The 18,029-nt window shown below is 68.7% G+C and carries 15 protein-coding genes; 7 read left to right on the forward strand and 8 right to left on the reverse strand.

The genetic code is table 11. The features are described from left to right. Positions 1 to 10 precede the first annotated feature (10 nt). From lipA to glpD, 5 genes are read right to left on the reverse strand one after another with little or no spacing between them, the layout of a single operon-like run. Positions 11 to 1,018 (reverse strand): lipoyl synthase, encoded by a 1,008-nt coding sequence (gene lipA, locus L0M17_RS22000; protein ID WP_241056782.1) that lies wholly within the window; start codon positions 1,016 to 1,018, stop codon positions 11 to 13. Beyond that, positions 1,015 to 2,736 (reverse strand): glycerol-3-phosphate dehydrogenase/oxidase, encoded by a 1,722-nt coding sequence (locus L0M17_RS22005; protein WP_241056783.1) that lies wholly within the window; start codon positions 2,734 to 2,736, stop codon positions 1,015 to 1,017. Before L0M17_RS22005 ends, lipA begins: the two co-directional genes overlap by 4 nt. Further along, positions 2,726 to 3,526, reverse strand: coding sequence for a lipoyl protein ligase domain-containing protein (locus tag L0M17_RS22010; RefSeq protein WP_241056784.1), 801 nt, complete (start codon positions 3,524 to 3,526; stop codon positions 2,726 to 2,728). The genes L0M17_RS22005 and L0M17_RS22010 overlap by 11 nt, the downstream gene beginning before the upstream one ends. Then, the gene (locus L0M17_RS22015) at positions 3,523 to 5,055 is read right to left on the reverse strand and encodes an FGGY family carbohydrate kinase (protein ID WP_241056786.1); all 1,533 of its coding nucleotides are present in this window, start codon (positions 5,053 to 5,055) and stop codon (positions 3,523 to 3,525) included. Before L0M17_RS22015 ends, L0M17_RS22010 begins: the two co-directional genes overlap by 4 nt. After that, positions 5,052 to 6,692, reverse strand: coding sequence for a glycerol-3-phosphate dehydrogenase (gene glpD, locus L0M17_RS22020; protein ID WP_241056788.1), 1,641 nt, complete (start codon positions 6,690 to 6,692; stop codon positions 5,052 to 5,054). The genes L0M17_RS22015 and glpD overlap by 4 nt, the downstream gene beginning before the upstream one ends. A 192-nt stretch (positions 6,693 to 6,884) precedes the next feature. Here glpD and L0M17_RS22025 point away from each other — a divergent pair, with 192 nt between their 5' ends. The 7 genes from L0M17_RS22025 (at position 6,885) to pepD (ending at position 15,895) form a co-directional block, all read left to right on the forward strand. Then, complete coding sequence (locus L0M17_RS22025) at positions 6,885 to 7,889, forward strand: sugar-binding transcriptional regulator (protein ID WP_241056789.1); 1,005 nt, start codon at positions 6,885 to 6,887, stop codon at positions 7,887 to 7,889. Between the two features lie 192 nt (positions 7,890 to 8,081). Next, on the forward strand, positions 8,082 to 9,326 hold the full coding sequence (locus L0M17_RS22030) for an epoxide hydrolase family protein (protein WP_241056790.1): 1,245 nt from the start codon (positions 8,082 to 8,084) through the stop codon (positions 9,324 to 9,326). 189 nt (positions 9,327 to 9,515) lie between these two features. Further along, complete coding sequence (locus L0M17_RS22035) at positions 9,516 to 10,646, forward strand: sugar ABC transporter substrate-binding protein (RefSeq protein WP_241056792.1); 1,131 nt, start codon at positions 9,516 to 9,518, stop codon at positions 10,644 to 10,646. 89 nt (positions 10,647 to 10,735) lie between these two features. Continuing rightward, positions 10,736 to 11,770, forward strand: a complete 1,035-nt coding sequence (locus L0M17_RS22040) for an ABC transporter permease (RefSeq protein ID WP_241056793.1) — start codon at positions 10,736 to 10,738, stop codon at positions 11,768 to 11,770. Then, complete coding sequence (locus L0M17_RS22045; protein ID WP_241056794.1) at positions 11,767 to 13,317, forward strand: sugar ABC transporter ATP-binding protein; 1,551 nt, start codon at positions 11,767 to 11,769, stop codon at positions 13,315 to 13,317. Before L0M17_RS22040 ends, L0M17_RS22045 begins: the two co-directional genes overlap by 4 nt. A 5-nt stretch (positions 13,318 to 13,322) precedes the next feature. Next, entirely contained in the window at positions 13,323 to 14,339 is a 1,017-nt protein-coding gene (locus tag L0M17_RS22050) for an ABC transporter permease (RefSeq protein WP_241056800.1), read from the forward strand. Between the two features lie 92 nt (positions 14,340 to 14,431). Further along, a complete protein-coding gene (gene pepD / locus L0M17_RS22055) occupies positions 14,432 to 15,895 on the forward strand; it encodes a beta-Ala-His dipeptidase (RefSeq protein ID WP_241056795.1) in 1,464 nt (487 codons plus the stop codon). A gap of 427 nt (positions 15,896 to 16,322) precedes the next feature. Here the strand turns inward: pepD and L0M17_RS22060 are convergent, their stop codons facing one another. From L0M17_RS22060 to L0M17_RS23035, 3 genes are read right to left on the reverse strand one after another with little or no spacing between them, the layout of a single operon-like run. Beyond that, the gene (locus L0M17_RS22060; protein WP_241056796.1) at positions 16,323 to 16,994 is read right to left on the reverse strand and encodes a 2-oxo acid dehydrogenase subunit E2; all 672 of its coding nucleotides are present in this window, start codon (positions 16,992 to 16,994) and stop codon (positions 16,323 to 16,325) included. After that, a complete protein-coding gene (locus tag L0M17_RS22065) occupies positions 16,991 to 17,848 on the reverse strand; it encodes a class II fructose-bisphosphate aldolase (RefSeq protein ID WP_241056797.1) in 858 nt (285 codons plus the stop codon). The genes L0M17_RS22060 and L0M17_RS22065 overlap by 4 nt, the downstream gene beginning before the upstream one ends. A 30-nt stretch (positions 17,849 to 17,878) precedes the next feature. Continuing rightward, positions 17,879 to 18,013 carry a biotin/lipoyl-containing protein gene (locus L0M17_RS23035; protein ID WP_372498085.1) on the reverse strand — a complete coding sequence of 45 codons (135 nt, stop codon included), beginning with the start codon at positions 18,011 to 18,013 and terminating at the stop codon, positions 17,879 to 17,881. Positions 18,014 to 18,029: the final 16 nt, after the last annotated feature.

Below are 18,029 nucleotides of genomic sequence, written 5' to 3' on the forward strand. Positions count from 1 at the left end.
GGAACGCGGTCTACGTCTCGGCGGCGAGGAGGCTCGCGGCCTCTTGCCGGGTGGTGCCTGAGGATTCGATGTGGGCGAGCTGGGGCGGGATCTCGCGGCCCTTCTTGCGCATGGCGGTCGCCCAGAGGCGACCGGCGCGGTACGAGGAGCGAACGAGGGGCCCGCTCATGACGCCGAGGAACCCGATCTCCTCGGCCTCCTGGGAGAGCTCGAGGAACTCCTGCGGCTTGACCCAGCGGTCCACGGGGTGGTGCCGCTCGGAGGGGCGCAGGTACTGGGTGATGGTGAGCAGGTCGCAGCCGGCCTCGTAGAGGTCGCGCATGGCCTGCGAGACCTCCTCGCGGGTCTCGCCCATCCCGAGGATGAGGTTGGACTTCGTGACCATGCCCCGGTTCCTGCCCTGGGTGATGACGTCGAGGGAGCGCTCGTACCGGAACGCCGGGCGGATGCGCTTGAAGATCCTCGGCACTGTCTCGACGTTGTGCGCGAAGACCTCGGGCTGGGCCTCGCAGATCGCGGCGATGTGCTCCGGCTTGCCGGAGAAGTCCGGGATGAGGATCTCCACGCCCGTGCCGGGGTTGAGCTCGTGGATCTTGCGGATGGTCTCCGCGTAGAGCCAGGTGCCCTCGTCCTCGAGGTCGTCGCGTGCGACGCCGGTGACGGTCGCGTAGCGCAGGCCCATGGACAGGACGGAGCGGGCGACCTTGGTGGGCTCGAAGCGGTCCAGGGGGGAGGGCTTGCCGGTGTCGATCTGGCAGAAGTCGCACCGCCGCGTGCACTCGGAGCCGCCGATGAGGAAGGTGGCCTCCTTGTCCTCCCAGCATTCGAAGATGTTGGGGCAGCCGGCCTCCTCGCACACCGTGTGGAGGCCTTCCTTCTTCACCTGGTTCTTGAGCTGGATGAACTCCGGGCCCATGTGGACCTTGGCCTTGATCCACTCGGGCTTGCGCTCCACGGGCGTCTCGGCGTTGCGCTGCTCGATGCGCAGCAGCCGGCGCCCCTCGGGTGCGAGCGTCACAGGAGTGCTCCTTCAGCCCTGACTTGGACGCGATGTGCCAGCGTCAGGGTGGTGATGGCGTCTTCGGTCTCCTGCCGGATCCGTTGGGCGTCCCAGCCGAGATGGGGCGCCAGGTTCTCGGCGATCTCCGAGACGAGACGGGCGGTCACGAGGCCGCGGAAGGCCAGGGAGGTGCGGCGGATGAGTACGTCGATCGCGTGTCCGACGTGCTCGTGCTCGGCCATGTAGGCCAGTTCGCGGGTGCTGAGCTCGTCAGTGCTGGCCAGCGGGCGGTCGTCGCCGGAGGCGAGGTAAGCGGCGACCTCGGCCGCGCGGGTGCCGTAGCGCTCGAGCAGTACCTCGGCGCGCTCTGGGGCGATGCCGGGGGCGAGATGGGAGGCGATCCAACGGCGCCGAGCGGCCGGGTCAGCAGGGTAGTCTGTGCCGCCGCCTATGGGGAGTTCTGCGGTGCTCGTGCGCCGCTCCAGGCCCAGCTCGTGCAGTACCTCGTCCGCGAGGTGCTCGGAGAGCGCCCGGAACGTGGTCCACTTGCCTCCGACAAGGCTCAGCCGTACCGGGCCTCCTGCTGGGGCGTGGCGTTCGATGCGGTAGTCCCGGGAGACGAAGCCGGGTGCGGCATCGTCGTGGCGCGGGAGCGGCCGGACTCCGGAGAAGGTGTAGACGATCTGCTCCCGCCGGACATCGACGTCGGGGAAGACATGGCGGGTCAGGTCGAAGAAGTACTGGATCTCGTCCTCGGTGCACACGGGGGCCAGGTCATCTCCGGCGAAGATGTCCGTGGTGCCGACCAGGACGCGGTCCCCGATCGGGTAGATCAGCACGATACGCCCGTCGCTGTGCTCGAAGAAGATCTCCCGCCCCCCGGCCGCGGCGAGCAGCTCCGGGGAGTCGAGAACGATGTGGGATCCCTTGGTCCCGCCCATGAAGCGGGTGGGCGACCCCAGGGCCTCGTTGGTCCGGTCGGTCCACGCCCCCGTGGCGTTGACGACGACGTCTGCGTACAGGGTGAACTCCTCGCCGGTGAGCTCGTCGTGCAGCTGCACTGCTCCGCTGTCGTCCGTCCCGACTGCGGCGAGGTAGTTGGCGGCCCTCGCCTTCTCTCCTCCGGCTTTCAGCCCCTCCTGCAGGACGTCGAGGGTGAGCCGCTCGGGATTGTGCACCGAGGCGTCGAAGTACGTGGCGGTGCACTTCAGGTCCGGCCGGAGGCGCGGGAGTTCGGCCAGGGCCTTCCTCCGGGAGAGGAAGCGGTGCCGTGGGACGGAGCCGCCTTCACGGGAGAACGCGTCGTAGAGGGACAGGCCCGCCTTGACCAGCAGCGCTCCCCTGGATCGGGGTTTGCCGGAGCGGTGTGTGAGGAAGCGGCGGGGGGCGTTCAGGATCCCGGAGAACATGCTGAACAGCGGGATGGTGGTCTGCAGCGGCTTGACGTAGTGCGGTGCGATCCGCAGGAGGCGGTTGCGCTCGACGACGGATTCCCGGACGAGGCGGAACTCGCCGTTCTCCAGGTAGCGGATGCCGCCGTGGATCATGTGCGAGGACGCCCCGGAGGCCCCTTGGCAGAAGTCTCCCCGCTCGGCGAGGACCACGTCGACGCCCTGCAGGGCCAGGTCGCGGAAGGTCCCGACGCCGTTGATCCCGCCGCCGATGACGAGGACCTGGGCGCGGGGCCGGCGCCGGATCGACTCGATGCTGGATCGCACGGCAGGGTCAAGGGGCATTGCGTCCTCCTGAAGCAGCGGCGAGCCGGCCTGCTGCGGGCTCGGCCTCTCGGTAGCGGTCGGGGAAATCGGACGGGAGGGCGGAGTTCGATCCCAGGGGGAGGATTCTGGACAGTTCGTCGACGACAGCCTCCCGGAGGTCCCCGACGGTCGCACCGGGGGCCGAGTCGGCTACGCATCCCACGGACTCTTCCCGGAAGTCCAGGCCGAGCATCCCGTAGGCCTCGCCCAGCACGCTGCGGGCCGGGCTTGCGTCCTCCACCATCACCACGGCGCTGAAGAGGTAGCCGTGCTTGGTGATCCGCTGGCCGGTTCCGGCCAGCTTGGTCCGCCCGGAGTCGTTGACGCTGAACTCACCGGTGCAGTATTCGCCGGGGACGGGGCCCACCTGTGCGTCGACTCCGAGGCCCTGCAGGGACCGGGCGAGGGCTTCCCCGAAGAGCCGGAAGCGGTGGCGGATGTGGGATCGGGCCTCGGGGTGGGGTGCCCACAGGTGGATGACGAGGTCTCCGGGGCCGTAGACCGCGAGATGCCCCCCGACCGGGCGGATGATCGGCGCGAATCCCTTGGATTCCAGCCACGCCTGGGCAACCGGGTGGCCGTCGAGCATGGAGTCCCTCCGGCTGAACGCTGCCGTCGGGGCGGGCCTGGCAACGTTGAGCTCGCCACGTGCGCCCCGGGCGAGGGAGGCCAGACCGGAATGCACGAGCTCCATGTCCGCCCGGCCTGCCCTTGGACGCCCGTCCTGGACCAGCGCCACCGGGCCGCTCCCGAATGCCTCCTCGCTCATGCTCCTGGACCCTTGGCCCTGGCCGCCGGGACCCCGGCGGGCTTCCCGGTCACGGTCGAGACGGCCTCGCGCCACCCGCCGTACAGTTCCTCTCGGCGGTCCTCTGCCATCGTTGGCTCGAAAACCTTCTCGGCCTGCCACCCTGCGCCCAGGTCGTCCCGGTCCCAGCGGCCGACGCCCATGCCGGCCAGATGGGCGATGCCCAGGGCCGTGCGCTCGAGTTCGGCCGGGCGATGGACGGGAATGCCGAGGATGTCCGCCTGGAACTGGCACAGGAGGTCGCTGCGGGCGGCGCCTCCGTCCACTTTGAGCTCGGGGACGGGGAATCCTGCCGCGCAGAGGACGTCGATGTTGTCACGGGTCTGGTAGGCCATCGCCTCCACCCCGGCGCGGACGATGTGCTCGGCACCGCTTTCAAGGGTCAGGCCGACGATGCTCGCCCTCGCATCGCGCGACCAGTGCGGAGCGCAGAGGCCGGCGAAGGCGGGGATGACGTAGACCCCGGCCGTGTCCGGCACCCGCTGGGCGATCTCCTGGATGTCGTCTTCGGGCCTGAGGATCCCGAGCCGTTCGCGCATCCACTGGAGCGTCTGCCCGCAGTGGAAGACGACGCCTTCTATCTCGTACGCCGTCGCCCCGTCCGCAGTCCAGCCGACGCTAGCGGTCAGCCCGTCGAGGACGGAGGGCGTGGGTCCGCTGTTGGCGGTGAGGACCCCGGCGGTTCCATAGGTGTTCTTCACGGATCCGGCCTCGAAGCAGGCCTGCCCGAACATCCCGGCCTGCTGGTCGCCCATGATCGCCATGACAGGCACGCTGGCGCTGCCTGGGAGCCCGATGTCCGCCGGTCGGAGCTCGCCGAAGTGGGAGTCTGAGGACAGGGCAGGAGGCAGCAGGCGGTGGGGGATCGCGCAGGCCTCGGTGAGCTTTTCGTCCCAGTCCAGGGTCTCGAGCGAGAACAGGGCGGTGCGAGATGCCTCGCTGTGGTCCGTGAAATGCGACCTGCCCCCGGTCAGCTGCCACAGCAGCCAGGTGTCCACGGTGCCGGCCGCGAGCTCGCCGCGCTCGGAGCGCTCCCTGACACCGGGGACGTTCTCGAGGATCCAGGCCAGCTTCGCTGCCGTGAAGAACGAATCGTTGAACAGGCCGGTCCTGGCCCTGAATTCGGTGTCGAGCCCGTCGAGGCGCCACCGCTGGACGATCTGGTCGGTCTGCTTGGACATCCACATCAGGGCCGGGTGGACGGGCTCCCCGGTGCGCCGGTCCCAGACGAGGCAGGTCTCGCGGTGGGTGGTGATGCCGATCGCGGCGATGTCGTCGGTGGTGGCGCCGGCCTTGGCCATGGCGGTCTCCATGCTCGCCCGCTGCGCGTTCCACAGTGCGAGGGGATCGAGCTCGACCCACCGGGGTCTGGGGAAGGTCGGGGCGAGAGGGTTGCGTGCTTCCGAGACGATGGCCCCGTCGGGGTCCACCAGCACGGCGCGCGCGCTGGTGGACCCTTCGTCGAGGGCCATGACATAGCGGGCGGTCATTGCTGCGAGCCTTCGAGGGAATCGCTCCTGGATGCCTCGGCGCGGCCGGGGACCGCGAGCCGGGTGAGCCATTCGCGGTACTCGGCGACCTCCGATGCCTGCCGTTGCCTGTCCCACCCCATCCTGGCGCCCAGGATCTCTGCGGCGGCTTCGGCGATCTGGTCGCCGTGGTCGGGTTCGAAGGCCAGCAGCATCCGACGGGCGAGCACGTCCGTGAGTGTCCTGGCGAACTCGTGTCGGACGGCGAAGACCAGCTCGGCCCTTATTGCCCCGGTCCTCGGGTGCAGGACCTCTGCCAGGGCGGGGTCGTCGTCGGCTTCGGCCACGACATCCAGGGCCCGGCTGCCGTACAGGGCGAGGAGGCGCCCGACCGTCTTGGCAGACAGGCCGCGTCCGAGGAGGTGGGTGCGGGCCCCCTCGGCGTCGCCGGCCGCACCGGGAAGGGGCAGGCTCGAGGTGACGCACTTGGGGCTCTTCCGGCCCAGTCGCCTGAAGACATCGTCGACGGCGTCCTCGGCGAGCTGGCGGTAGGTCGTGAGCTTTCCCCCGACGACGGTGACGAGCCCGGGCAGATCGGGGGCGTGGTCGTGGAGGACGTGGCTGCGGGGGACCTCCCACTCCTCCACGTCGGGGGCGTAGGGCAGGGGACGGACGCCCGAGTAGGTGAACAGCACATCCTCTGGCCCCAGGTGCGCTTGGGGGATCAGCTCGTTGACTTCGGCCAGCAGGTACTCCATCTCCTCCACGTCGCACCTGGCCTCCCCTGGGTCCTCGTCGAAGCGGAGGTCTGTGGTGCCGATGAGGTAGCGGCCCATCCAAGGGATCACGAGGACGAGCCGGCCGTCCTTCTTCGACTCGTAGTAGACGACGTCCGCGGGTGCGCCCGGGAAGGGCTCCACGACGAGGTGGCTGCCCTTCGTCCCTCCGTTGAGGCGAGGCTGGGGGGGAGCGCCGCGACGGAACACGCGGTCGATCCAGGGGCCGGCTACGTTGAGGACGACCGGCGCGTGGACATCGTGCACTTCTCCGGTGAGCATGTCGCGGAACCGGACTCCGGCGACGCGTCCGCCGCTGAGGATGGGCTCTTCGACCCGTGCCTTGGTCCTGATCACCGCTCCTGCCCCCGCGGCGGCCACGGCCACCTCGGTGCACAGCCTCTCGGCGTACTCGACCTGCCCGTCGGTGAACACGACGGACCCGCGCAGTCCCGAGGGGGCGATCCCGGGGAACCGGCGAAGGGTCCCCTCCTCGCTCAGCACCTCGTGGCCCTGGGTCTTCTTGTCGAAGGAGAGGGCGTCGTAGACGAGCATCCCGATCCGGATCAGCCACGCGGGGCGGCGGCTGTGGGAGTACATTGGCATGATGAGCCGCAGCGGCTTGACCAGGTGCGGGGCGAGGCGGAAGAGGCGTTCGCGTTCGCGCAGCGACTCGCGCACCAGGGCGAAGTCGCGATGCTCCAGATAGCGCAGGCCCCCATGGACCAGCCGTCCGGACCAGGCCGAGACGCCGCTGCAGATGTCGTCCTGTTCCAGCAGGATGGCCCGGAGTCCCCGGACTGCCGCGTCCCGGGCGATTCCGAGTCCGTTGATGCCAGCCCCGATGACGATGAGGTCGTAGGGTGTACTCGGCTCCTCCATTGGCGGCTTCCCTCCCATGGGAACATGCTCTAGAATAAATATTTGTGCATCGCATGGACATTTATGAGTCTCAGGGGAGGCAGGGTTCCTGTCAAGACCCGCCGAGCCCAGCTCCAGTCCCGCCTGCCCCATAACCCCCCAGGACCACCCTCCGCCGAGCCGGAGCCCGAGCAGTGCAAGGAGCTGATCCAGATGGCCGATGTCGACACCCAGCGGCTGATGATCAAGGTGGCGCGGCTGTACCATACGCACGGCATGCGCCAGACGGACATCGCCAAGCGGCTGCAGATCTCCCAGTCCCGCGTCTCCAGGCTCCTGGCCCAGGCAGAGGAGGCGTCGATCGTCCGCACGGTCGTGGCCGTGCCGCAGCACATCCACGCCGAGCTCGAGGAGCAGATCGAGGCCCGCTACGGGCTCAGCGAGGTCCACGTCGTCGACGCGGTCAGCCGCGACGAGGCCGAGCTGACCAAGGACCTCGCCCACACGATGGCGTACCTGCTCTACGATCTGGCCTTCGAGGTCCGCACGATCGCCTTCACCTCCTGGAGCAGGACGCTCAGGCTCATGGTCGAGGCACTCCTGCCGTTGCGCACCAAGTGCGAGAACGTCGTCGAGACCCTCGGCGACCTCGGCCCCCCCGACCTGCAGCATGACTCGGCGCGCTCGACCCAGCAGTTCGCCTCGCTCACGAGTGGGCAGCCGGTCTTCCTGCGCACTCCGGGAGTCGTCCCGACTGTCGAGATCAAGGAGCTCCTCCTTGACAGGGACCCCTACGCGCGCCGCGCGCTCGAGATGCTGGACTCGGTCGACCTCGCCCTTGTCGGCATCGCAGCGGCCGAGATGGATCCCCAGCTGGGGTCCGGGGAGAACTTCTTCACGGACGAGCAGTACGCGCGCGTCCGCGAGCTCGGCGCCGTGGGCGAAGTCTGCCTGCACTTCCTCGACGCCGACGGGAACCCGATCGAATCCGGGCTCGAGGACCTGGTTGTCGGAATCACCCTCGACCAGCTGCGGAACGCACGCCACCGCTGGGCCGTGGCAGGGGGCGAGAGGAAGCACGAAGCCATCCGGGCGGCCCTGCGGGGCGGCTGGGTGGACACCCTCGTCACAGACTCCGCCACCGCGGAGTTCCTGTTGGCCGAGCGGCAGCCCAGCTCCGAGCGGCCGACTGCGCCGACGGCTCTGGCCGGAAGCTGAGCCCGAGCCCATATCGTCATTCAAGCCGCGGTGCCAGGTGCCAGAAGAGGCGCGGCCCTCAGGCGGGACCGCGACGGCCGCCTGCCGGGCGCCATCGGCTGTGACTCTTGACACACGCCGCCCGGCCACTTCATCCTGTGAATGGTTATCCGAATTCCAGATATTTATTTTCTGCTACCGAGGAGGCTGGGCATGGCGGCGCACAGAGAAGGCGAGGTCCGCCCGTTCACCATCGCGATTCCCGACGACGACCTCGAGGACATGAACGAGCGGCTGCGCCGCACCCGGTTCCCCGAGGACTTCGCAAACGAGGACTGGCGCTACGGGTACAACGGCGCATACCACAAGCAGCTCGTGGACTACTGGATCGAAGAATACGACTGGAGGGACGTCGAGCGGCGCATGAACGAGCTGCCGCACTTCAGGACCGACCTGATGGGAGTCCCGCTCCACTTCATCCACGTGAAGGGCAAGGGCCCCGCCCCGATGCCCCTGCTGATCCACCACGGCTGGCCGTGGACCTTCTGGGACCTGCGCAAGGTCATCGGCCCCCTCTCGGATCCGGCGAGCTACGGAGGCGACCCGGCCGACTCGTTCGACGTCGTCCTGATCTCGCTCCCGGGCTACGGCTTCTCCTCGCCTTTGAAGGAGCCCGGATGGAACTTCTGGCGCACGGCCGACCTCGAGAACGCCCTCATGAAGGACGTCCTCGGGTATGAGAAGTACGCCACGGCCGGGGGCGACTGGGGTGCGCTGATAGCGCAGCAGCACGGGCACAAGTACGAGAAGGACGTCTACGGCGTCTATACGCACTTCCCCGCCCAGATGAGCCACTACCTCGCCGACCACCCTGACGCCCCCCCTGGGGTGAAGTTCGACCCGGTCCTGGGCCTGCCCGACGCGAGCGAATACGACGACGCAGAAGAGAAGGGCTGGTTCGACCGCGGAAGGCTCTTCGTGCAGAAGGAGAGCGGGTACGGCGAGATCCAGCTGACCAAACCGCAGACCCTGGCCGCCCTGGTCGCCGACTCGCCCGCCGGGCAGCTGGCATGGATCACCGAGAAGCGCTACTTCTGGGGCCTCGAGGAGCGCGGCGTCGGAACCGAGGCCTTCGAGAGGGTCTGGCCCAAGGAGGACCTCGTCACCACCGCCGCCGTCTACTTCCTCACCAACACCGGAGGGACATCCTCCCGCTACTACTGGGAATGCCGGGGCAACCCCTGGCGCCCGAGCCACGAAGGCTTCCCCGTGGTCGGGGTGCCCACGGCCGTCAGCATCTACCCGGGCGAGATCTACAAGCCCCCACGGAGCTGGACCGAGAAGTACTTCAACCTCCAGCAGTACCGGGTGCACGAGGAGGGCGGCCACTTCGCCCCCCTCGAGGTCCCCGAAACCTACGTCGACGACGTCCGCACCTTCTTCCGCAGCTTCCGCTGACCCCGTCCGAAGGGGAGGAGCACGCCCTCGCAGGCTCCTCCCCTTCTGCGCGCCCGGCCTCTGTGACGCGGACCTGGCCGTCCCTTGACACCCGACGTGACGCGGCGCACACTCGAAGCATTCAAATGCGGAGTATGAATATATATCTTCTCCGTATACCCAAGGGCCTCTTTCACGAAGGAGTCACTGATGCCCCTCAAGACCACTATCCGACGGCGCTTCGCGGCGGCCGCGGTGGCCGCAGGGCTGCTGGCGATGACCGCCTGCTCGTCTACGGCGAACAGCGCCTCGCAGCCCATCGACAAGAAGGACATCGTCCTGGTCGCCTCGGTCATCAACACCACCAACCCCTACATGGCTTCGATGATCCAGGGAGCGCAGGCCCTATCGAAGAAGCTCGGGGTCCCGCTGCAGATCGTCGACTCCGAGGGCAGCTCCCAGACCGAGATCTCGAAGATCCAGGCGATCCTGGCCCAGGGCAAGAAGGTTGCCCTCATGGTCAACACCGTCGCGAGCTCGGATGCCCCGACGATCGTCAACGCGGTCAAGGCGGCCGGCGGCTACGTGAGCATCTGGTGGAACAAGCCCGACGACTACGAGCCCTGGAATGTCGGGAACAACTTCGTCGCCTTCCAGAAGTACTCCGGGGTCCAGAGCGGCGAGTGCACGGCCAACGCCCTGGCGAAGAGCCTCAACGGCAAGGGCAACATCGTGGCGCTGGCCGGCGTGCAGGACAGCACGACGAGCCAGACCCGCGTCGCAGGCCTCAAGGAGGCGCTGAAGGCCTACCCGAACATCCACCTCCTCGACACGCAGCCGGCGAACTGGGATCCCCAGCAGGCCCTGCAGGTGACCCAGAGCCTGCTGGCCAAGTACGGCAACCAGGTCAATGGAGTCTGGTCCGCGGACGACGGCATGACGGTCGGCTCCATCCAGGCAGTTCAGAACGCCGGGCGCATCAACGACGTCAAGTTCGCCTCGGACGGGCTCTACCCGCCGGAGATCAAGGACATGCAGGACCACATGGGCAACGACGCGATCGTCGGGGAGACCTTCCACCGCGGCTACATGGCCGCCGCCATAGGCCTCTACACCGCGTACCAGGCGGCCACGGGAGCCATCGACCCCTCGAAGCTGCCGCACGAGAAGCGCGACAGCCTCTTCCAGCTCGAATGCGTCACCCCGCAGAACCTCTCCGACTACACCAAGTACGACGACCCCAACTACATCAGCAGCTGGATGGACAGCCTGATCAAGGACGGCCCGTGGAACACCCCGCCCACCCCGCTGGTGGCCGGGGGCCCCGAGAAGCTGCCCTGACAACAAGGCCGCTGGTCCCAGCCAATGGCCCCCGCGCCCGGTTCTTCGGACGCGGGGGCGCCAACCCCGGCAACCCCAAGGTGATAGCAATGACAGAAAAGGTCAGCGGGCCCCGGCTGCTCGAGCCCCAGCCCGCGAACAGGGGGCCGGAGGCCCGCCCCCACCGGCGCCTCCAGCTCAAGAGCCTCGGCGAGGTCGCCGCCCTCATCGCGCTCATCGTGGTGTTCGCGGCGCTGAACCCGACTTCCTTCCTCACCCCGCAGAACATGCGGACCATCCTCGAACTGGCCTCGCTGCCGCTGGTCGTCGGCGTCGGTTCCACCCTCGTGATCCTCACCGGCTCCATCGACCTCTCCGTCGAGGGCGTGATGGGGGCCGGGGGGATGACCTTCGTCCTGCTCACGGCCAACAGCCGTGGCACGGCAGACCTCGGCTTCTGGGCCCTTCCCGCGGCCCTGCTGGTCGGCATGGGGCTCGGGCTGCTCATCGGGCTGGTCCACACTGCCCTGAAGGTCCCGTCCTTCATCGTCTCCCTGGGCACCTGGTTCATCGGGCTCGGCATCGCGACCCTCCTCTACGGGGACTCCGGCATCCCCTTCCTCTCGGACGCGGCCCTGAAGTCCTGGCCCACCCGGCTGACCATCGGCCTCCCCAACGCCTTCCTCCTCGCCGCAGTCATCGTCCTCGCCGGCATTGCCGTCACCCGGTTCACCCGTCTGGGCCGTTTCGCCTACGCGATCGGGAACAACGAGGAGATCGCGCGCGCCAACGGGATCCCGGTGGGGCGGTACAAGGTGTACATCTTCGTCGCCGCAGGCGCCTGCAGCGCTGCTGCCGGCATCCTCGCCAGCCTCCAGCTCGGCCAGGGCTCCTCGACCGTGGGGAACGGGAACCTCTTCACCACGATCGCCGCCGTCGTCATCGGCGGCACCTCCCTCGGCGGAGGCAGGGGAGGAATCCTCCGCACCGCCGTCGGGGTGCTGATGCTGACAGTGCTGAACAATGGGCTGATCCTCAGCGGCGTCAGCCCCAACCTCCAGTCCGCCGTCTCCGGAGCCGTCCTGATCGCGGCTGTCCTTGCCGCAGCCTGGCCCCATCGGAGCAGATTGAGGATCGTCAAATGACCAACGCACCCCTGGCGCCCGCCACCGGGCTCCACACCCCGGCCCTCAGGCTCACCAACGTCGTGAAGTCCTTCGGCGCCGTCCAGGCCGTCCGCAATGTCTCCCTCGAGGTCCCCCGCAACGAGGTGGTGGGCCTGATCGGCGAGAACGGCGCCGGCAAGTCCACACTCCTGAAGATCCTCACAGGCCTCCACCAGCCGGACTCAGGCACGATCGAGGCCCATGGGCGCCGGGTGAACTTCCGTCGCCCCCAAGACGCAGTGGCCGCGGGAATCGGTGTGGTCCACCAGGAGCAGTCCCTGCTGACCAACCTCTCCGTGGCGGAGAACATCGCCATGAACGCCCTCTCGTCCAAGGACGCCGCGACGCGCTACGGGATCTACCGCTGGTCACGGCTCAACAGAGAGGCGGCGCAGGTGCTAGCCCGCGTCGGCTCGTCCGTCGACCCCCGGACGACCGTGGGCGACCTGTCCTTCGTCGACCGGCAGATGGTGGAGATCGCCAGAGCCCTCAGGGTCGATGAGGCCGTCCACGCCTCGCCCCTCGTAATCCTCGACGAGCCCACCTCGGTGCTCGAACGCAGCGAGACGGAGATCCTCGAGCGCGAGATCCGGGCCCTGAAGCGAATCGGCTCCGTCCTGTTCGTGTCCCACCGGCTCGACGAGATCCTGCGCATCTGCGACCGCGTCATCGTGATGCGCCACGGCCAGGTCGTGGCCGACCGCCGCCGGGAGGAGGTGACGGAAGACGACCTCTTCAGGCTCATGGTCGGCAAGGAGGCGACTGCCAGGACTCGGCAGAAGGCCGCCCAGAACCCTGCCGCCCCCGTCATCGAGGTGAGGGGTCTGGGGCGCAGGGGGAGCTTCAAAGACATCTCCTTCTCGCTCTCCCCGGGCAGCTGCCTCGCCATCGTCGGAGCCATGGGCTCCGGCCGCGAATCAGTCAGCCGCGCCCTTTTCGGCGCCGAGCCGTTCGACTCCGGCACGATCGAGATCGCAGGGAAGCCCGCCCGGTCCTGGTCCATCCGCCGGGCCGTCCGCTCGGGCCTTGCGTACATCCCGGCGGAGCGGAAGGTGGAGGGCATGGTCGGGGGGCTCAGCGCCGCCGAGAACCTCGCCCTCGCCCATCCCGGGCCCGCAGCGTGGGGGCCGTTCCTGAAGCGCAGGGAACAGGCCAAGGGTGCCGCAGAGTGGTTCGAGCGCCTCGACGTGCGCCCCCGGGACCCACGCCTGCCACTGGGGAGCTTCTCCGGAGGGAACCAGCAGAAGGTCGTCCTGGCCAAGTGGCTCTCGGCCAAGGAGAGCAAGGTGCTCGTCCTCGACCACCCCTTGCGCGGCCTCGACCCAGGAGCTGCCCAGACGGTGAACGAGCAGATCCGCACCGCCCAGAGCGGCGGCGCCGCAGTCGTCCTCCTGCCCGACACGCTCGAAGAAGCCCTCGAGATGGGCGACCAGGTGCTGGTGATGCGCGACGGCGAGGTCACCGCCCGCTTCGACCTCTCCACCGACTCCCCCACATCCCTAGACCTGCTGGAAAAGATGGTGTGAACCAGATGACCGACAACGCCGTTCTCCAACCTGAACCGCTCTCAGCCGCGCCCCCGACGCCGAAGGGACCCACCCGCCCCCGCCGAGCCGGCATCTGGCGCTCCATCGGCCCGCTGGCAGTCTTCGTCGCCCTCCTGGTGCTCGTTGCCGTCCTGACCCCCACCTTCCTCACGGGCGGCGGCCTGGGCATCCTCACCGTCACCGCCGCGCCCATCCTGCTCGTCGCCCTCGGGCAGGCGATGGTCCTCAACGTCGGCTCCATCGACCTCTCCAACGCCGCATTGGTCGTCTTCTCCGCGATGGTCCTCGCCCAGACGCTCGGACCGCTCGCGGCCGCGGCGCCCCTGCTCACGCTGGCCCTGATGACGCTCATCGGCGCCGCGAACGGCTTCCTGATCGCCTTCGGCCAGATCCCCTCGTTCGCCCTGACCCTCGGCACGCTGGGCATCCTGCAGGCCGCCTCGCTCGAGGTCAGCCATGCCACGACCGTCTACGCGACCGCCAACACCGACCTGCTCGCGCCCCTGTTCGGAACCGCCTTAGCGGGGCTCCCCCTCGCGTTCTGGGTCGGGGTCGTCTGCGCCGTCCTGCTCTGGGCCGCCCTCCGTTTCACCCGCGCGGGGCAGGGGGTGACGGCCGTCGGCCTGAACGAGAGCGGGGCGCTGTTCTCAGGCCTGCGCACCAGATGGCTCAAGGTGGCAGCCTTCGCCCTCTCCGGGCTCATGTCCGGCCTTGCGGGCATCCTGGTCATCGCCCAGGCCGGAGCAGCCTCCTCGTTCGGCCTCGGCAGCGACCTGCTGCTTCCCGGCATCACCGCCGCGATCCTCGGCGGCACGGCGATCACGGGCGGGGTGACCAACCCGCTCAACATCGTCTTCGGAGCCCTCACGGTGGGCCTGGTGCCGATCGGCGCAACCTCGGTAGGCATCAATCCGCAGGCACAGAGCCTCGTCTACGGGCTCGTCATCATCGTCGCCGTGGCCCTGACCATGGGCCGCAAGCGCGCCGGTGTGGTGAAGTAGCCGCCGCACAGGGACCCGGACACCCCTGGTACACCCCCGAAGCAGCAGCGGCCCGCGCATGGGCAGCCCAGACAGCCAGAGAAGGAACAGCCATGTCCACCCTGAAATCCATCCAGCCCCAAGAGGTGTTCTCCTTCTTCGAGAGCCTCTCGGGAATCCCCCGCGGCTCGGGCAACGAGAAGGAAGTAGCCGACTGGGTCATCGGCTTCGCACGCGACCGGGGCCTGGAGGCCGTCCAGGACGAGATGCACTGCGTCCTGGTCAAGAAGCCCGGACAGCACGGCCTCGAAGACGCACCTCCCCTGATCCTCCACGGCCACCTCGACATGGTGTGCGAGAAGGACGAGGGCGTGGTCCACGACTTCGAACGGGACCCGATCGAGCTCCGCATCGAAGGCGACTTCATCACCGCCGACGGGACTTCCCTCGGGGCCGACAACGGCATCGGCGTCTCGTACATCCTCGCGCTGCTCGACTCCCGGGACCTGCCGCACCCGCCCCTGGAGGCGGTCCTGACCGCCATGGAGGAGAAGGGCAAGGTCGGGGCAGCCCAGTTCGACACGGGCAGGCTCTCCGGCAAGCGGATGATCGACTTCAACTGGATCACCGAGAAGGAGATCCTCGCCGGCTGCAGCGGCGACGTCACCTTCACGGTCGACATCCCGGCCGAGTGGGAGCCGGTCCCGGACACGCACAGCGGGGCCAGGCTCCTCAAGGTCCGGGGCCTCGCCGGGGGCCACTGCGAATTCGACATCCACCTCGAACGCGCCAACGCCGTCCTGGTCCTCGCACGGGCACTCAACGCCCTGCACTCCAGGTACGACGTCCGCATCGCAGCCCCGCACGGCGGCGCCCAGAACAACGCGATCCCTGCAGACGCGCAGGCCCTGGTGCTCCTGCGGCCCGAAGACGCCGCCGGCGCGGCAGCACTCGTCGCCGAGCTCGAGCAGACGCTCCGCCGCGAATACTCCATCTCCGACCCCGGCCTACGGCTGGAACTGGACTCGGCCGAGACTCCGCCCAGGGCCTTCTCGGCGCAGGCCGGGACCCGGTTTGCCCGCCTGACGTCTCTGGTTCCGAACGGGGTCCTGAGCTGGAGCCTGGGGGTGCCCGGAATCGTCGAAAGCTCCAACAACCTCGGTACCGTCCGCACGACACCGGAGGGCGCAAGGCTGATGTCGACGATCACCGCGGCGGTGACCTCGCGCAAGCACGAGATCCTGGACCGGGTGCGGTCCCTCGCGGCCCTTGCCGGCGGCGGCATCGCGGTCGAGCAGTACGGGCTCGACGCGCCGGAGTTCCCTTACCACCCCGGCTCGCCGCTCCTCGAAGTCGCCAGAGAGGCCTTCAGGGACGCCCTCGGCGAAGAGCCGGACGTCCACGTCTCCCAGTGCAGCCTCGAACTGGGCATGTTCAGCCAGAAGGTCCCAGGGCTCGACATCATCTCGATCGGGACCGAGCTCCACGACCTCCACTCCCCCAAAGAATCGGTGAACCACACCTCTGTGGCCCGGGTCTGGCCGCTGGTGCGCACCATCGTCGGCCGACTGCGGTGATTCCGCCAGCGGGACGACATCCAGCCCACTCTCTCGGCCGCACCCTCAGGCCCCTTACGGATCCTTGCCCTCGGGGACCGTAAGGGGCCTTCCCGCGTCCACAGCTTTCCTTCCGTGTTCACACGGTTCGGGGCCAGGAGCCATCCTGCTCAATTCCCCACGAGGCACACCCCGGCCGGCGGGGGCCAGGGACGGCGCCATGTTGGGGGACGAAGCCACCGCCGAATCAGTCCGGGCCGACCTTCCGCTGCCCCAGGAGCGCTGACACCACCTCCCTTGCTAGGCAGGGCAAGCCCTGCAACGAGGGGATTGGATGATGTCTCCTCCGGTCGGGCGCGGCCCTCTGGCCGGGAACGGCGTTGTGCCCAGGGGCTGTGAAGGGCTCCCTGGGCACAACGGTTCCCCAGCGTCAGGATGTCGGTTTTGTTCAGATCGTCTCGAGATGCTCTCTGATGCCGGTGAGGAAGCGGGCACCGGTTGCCCCGTCCACGGCCCGGTGGTCGCAGGTGAGGGTGAGCCGGGCGCGGGGACGCCAGCAGAGCGTCCCGTCCTCGTCCCGGACATGCTCCTGGCGGGTGGCTCCGACGGCCAGGATGGCGACCTGGGGGACGTTGAGGATCGCGTCGAAGTAGTCGATGCCCATCATCCCCAGGTTCGAGACGGTGAACGTTCCCTCGGTGACGTCTGCCATGGACAGCCGGCCCTCTCGGGCCCGCGCGGCGAGGTCCCTGCGCGCTGCCGCGATCCCGGCCATGTCCAGGTCCCCGGCATCCTTGATGACCGGGACCACCAGCCCTGCGCCCGTGTCCACCGCCATGCCGAGGTTGACATGGGCAAACGTGGTGACGGTCTCGTCGCCGTAGTGGGCGTTGAGGGATGGGTGATCGGTCAGGGCCCGCGCGCATGCGGCCAGGATCGCGTCGGTGACCGTCGCGCCCGGGATCCGCTCCTTCACGCTCAGTGCTGTGCCCATCTCGGCCTCGACCGCGAGGTGGAAGACGGGGGCCTCCCATGCGGTGACCATCCTGCGGGCGGCGGTGCGCCGGATCCCCTTGAGCGGGGTGGCGACGGCGGCCGTCCGGGAGGACGCCGAGGTCATCGCTTCCCCGCCGGCAGTGCCTTGCCGGCGCAGCCGTAGAGCTCCATCTTCTTCACTGTCGCGGCGATCATGCGCTCCCGGCCTTCGGTCATGGCGTCCTCGAGCTGCCGGTCGCCCTGGGCCCACATGGCCTCGATCCCGGAACGGAAGGCGAGCCGGAGGTCGGTGTCGGCGTTGAACTTGTGGACTCCGGCGGCCATGGCTGCCAGGATCTCGTTGTCGGGTACCCCGGAGGCACCGTGGAGGACCAGCGGGATGCCCACGGCGGCCTCGATCTCCTTCACACGCTGGATGTCCAGCGGCTGCGGCTTGGCCAGTGGGACGCCGTGGACGATGCCGACCGAGATGGCCAGGAAGTCGATGCCGGTTTCGGCGACGAACCGTTCGGCCTCGGCCACGTCGGTGTAGTAGGCAGACCAGTCCACCTGCTCGTCGGCGTTGGGGATCTTCCCGAGCTCGGCCTCGACCGGAATGCCGAAGGCGTGTGCGACTTCGACGACCTTCCGCGTGGTGCGGATGTTCTCCTCGAATGGAAGGTGCGCGCCGTCGTACATGATGGAGGTGAAGCCGAGCTTGATCGCCTCGAACACCTCGTCCCACGGTCCATGGTCGAGGTGGATGACATAGTTCGCCTCGGATTCCTCCGCGACCCGTCTTGTCATCTCGTAGGCCCTCTTCAGGCCCATGTGGGGGACGATGGCCCGTCCCACTTGGAGGAACACGGGGGCCTTCGCCCGCTCGGCCGCTCTGACGAGCGCCTCGGTGGTCTCCTCGTTGTGCATGTTGAAGGCGCCCACGGCGTAGCCGCCCTCGGCGGCGTCCTGGATCGTCTGGCGCGGATCGACCTGTGGCATGGTGCTCTCCCGTCTTCCCTGGGCTGCCGGTCAGGCGGTCTCGATGTAGGCCAGGACGGCGCGGACTTCGGCGGTCTGGCCTTCGGGGACGACGATTTCGGCGAGCACTCCGGAGGCGGGGGACTCGAGGGTCTCCTCGACCTTCTCTGCCTCGACCTCGGCCAGGGGCTCGTCCTCGGCG

The organism is Sinomonas terrae (assembly GCF_022539255.1).
Classification (GTDB): domain Bacteria; phylum Actinomycetota; class Actinomycetes; order Actinomycetales; family Micrococcaceae; genus Sinomonas; species Sinomonas terrae.

Coding starts and splice junctions, on each gene's coding strand:
- L0M17_RS22030 (WP_241056790.1), top strand. CDS start 8,082: ATGGCGGCGCACAGAGAAGGCGAGGTCCGCCCGTTCACCATCGCGATT.
- L0M17_RS22040 (WP_241056793.1), top strand. CDS start 10,736: ATGACAGAAAAGGTCAGCGGGCCCCGGCTGCTCGAGCCCCAGCCCGCG.
- glpD (WP_241056788.1), bottom strand. CDS start 6,692: ATGGAGGAGCCGAGTACACCCTACGACCTCATCGTCATCGGGGCTGGC.
- pepD (WP_241056795.1), top strand. CDS start 14,432: ATGTCCACCCTGAAATCCATCCAGCCCCAAGAGGTGTTCTCCTTCTTC.
- L0M17_RS22065 (WP_241056797.1), bottom strand. CDS start 17,848: ATGCCACAGGTCGATCCGCGCCAGACGATCCAGGACGCCGCCGAGGGC.
- L0M17_RS22010 (WP_241056784.1), bottom strand. CDS start 3,526: ATGAGCGAGGAGGCATTCGGGAGCGGCCCGGTGGCGCTGGTCCAGGAC.
- L0M17_RS22005 (WP_241056783.1), bottom strand. CDS start 2,736: ATGCCCCTTGACCCTGCCGTGCGATCCAGCATCGAGTCGATCCGGCGC.
- L0M17_RS22060 (WP_241056796.1), bottom strand. CDS start 16,994: ATGACCTCGGCGTCCTCCCGGACGGCCGCCGTCGCCACCCCGCTCAAG.
- L0M17_RS22045 (WP_241056794.1), top strand. CDS start 11,767: ATGACCAACGCACCCCTGGCGCCCGCCACCGGGCTCCACACCCCGGCC.
- L0M17_RS22050 (WP_241056800.1), top strand. CDS start 13,323: ATGACCGACAACGCCGTTCTCCAACCTGAACCGCTCTCAGCCGCGCCC.
- L0M17_RS22035 (WP_241056792.1), top strand. CDS start 9,516: ATGCCCCTCAAGACCACTATCCGACGGCGCTTCGCGGCGGCCGCGGTG.
- L0M17_RS22015 (WP_241056786.1), bottom strand. CDS start 5,055: ATGACCGCCCGCTATGTCATGGCCCTCGACGAAGGGTCCACCAGCGCG.
- L0M17_RS22025 (WP_241056789.1), top strand. CDS start 6,885: ATGGCCGATGTCGACACCCAGCGGCTGATGATCAAGGTGGCGCGGCTG.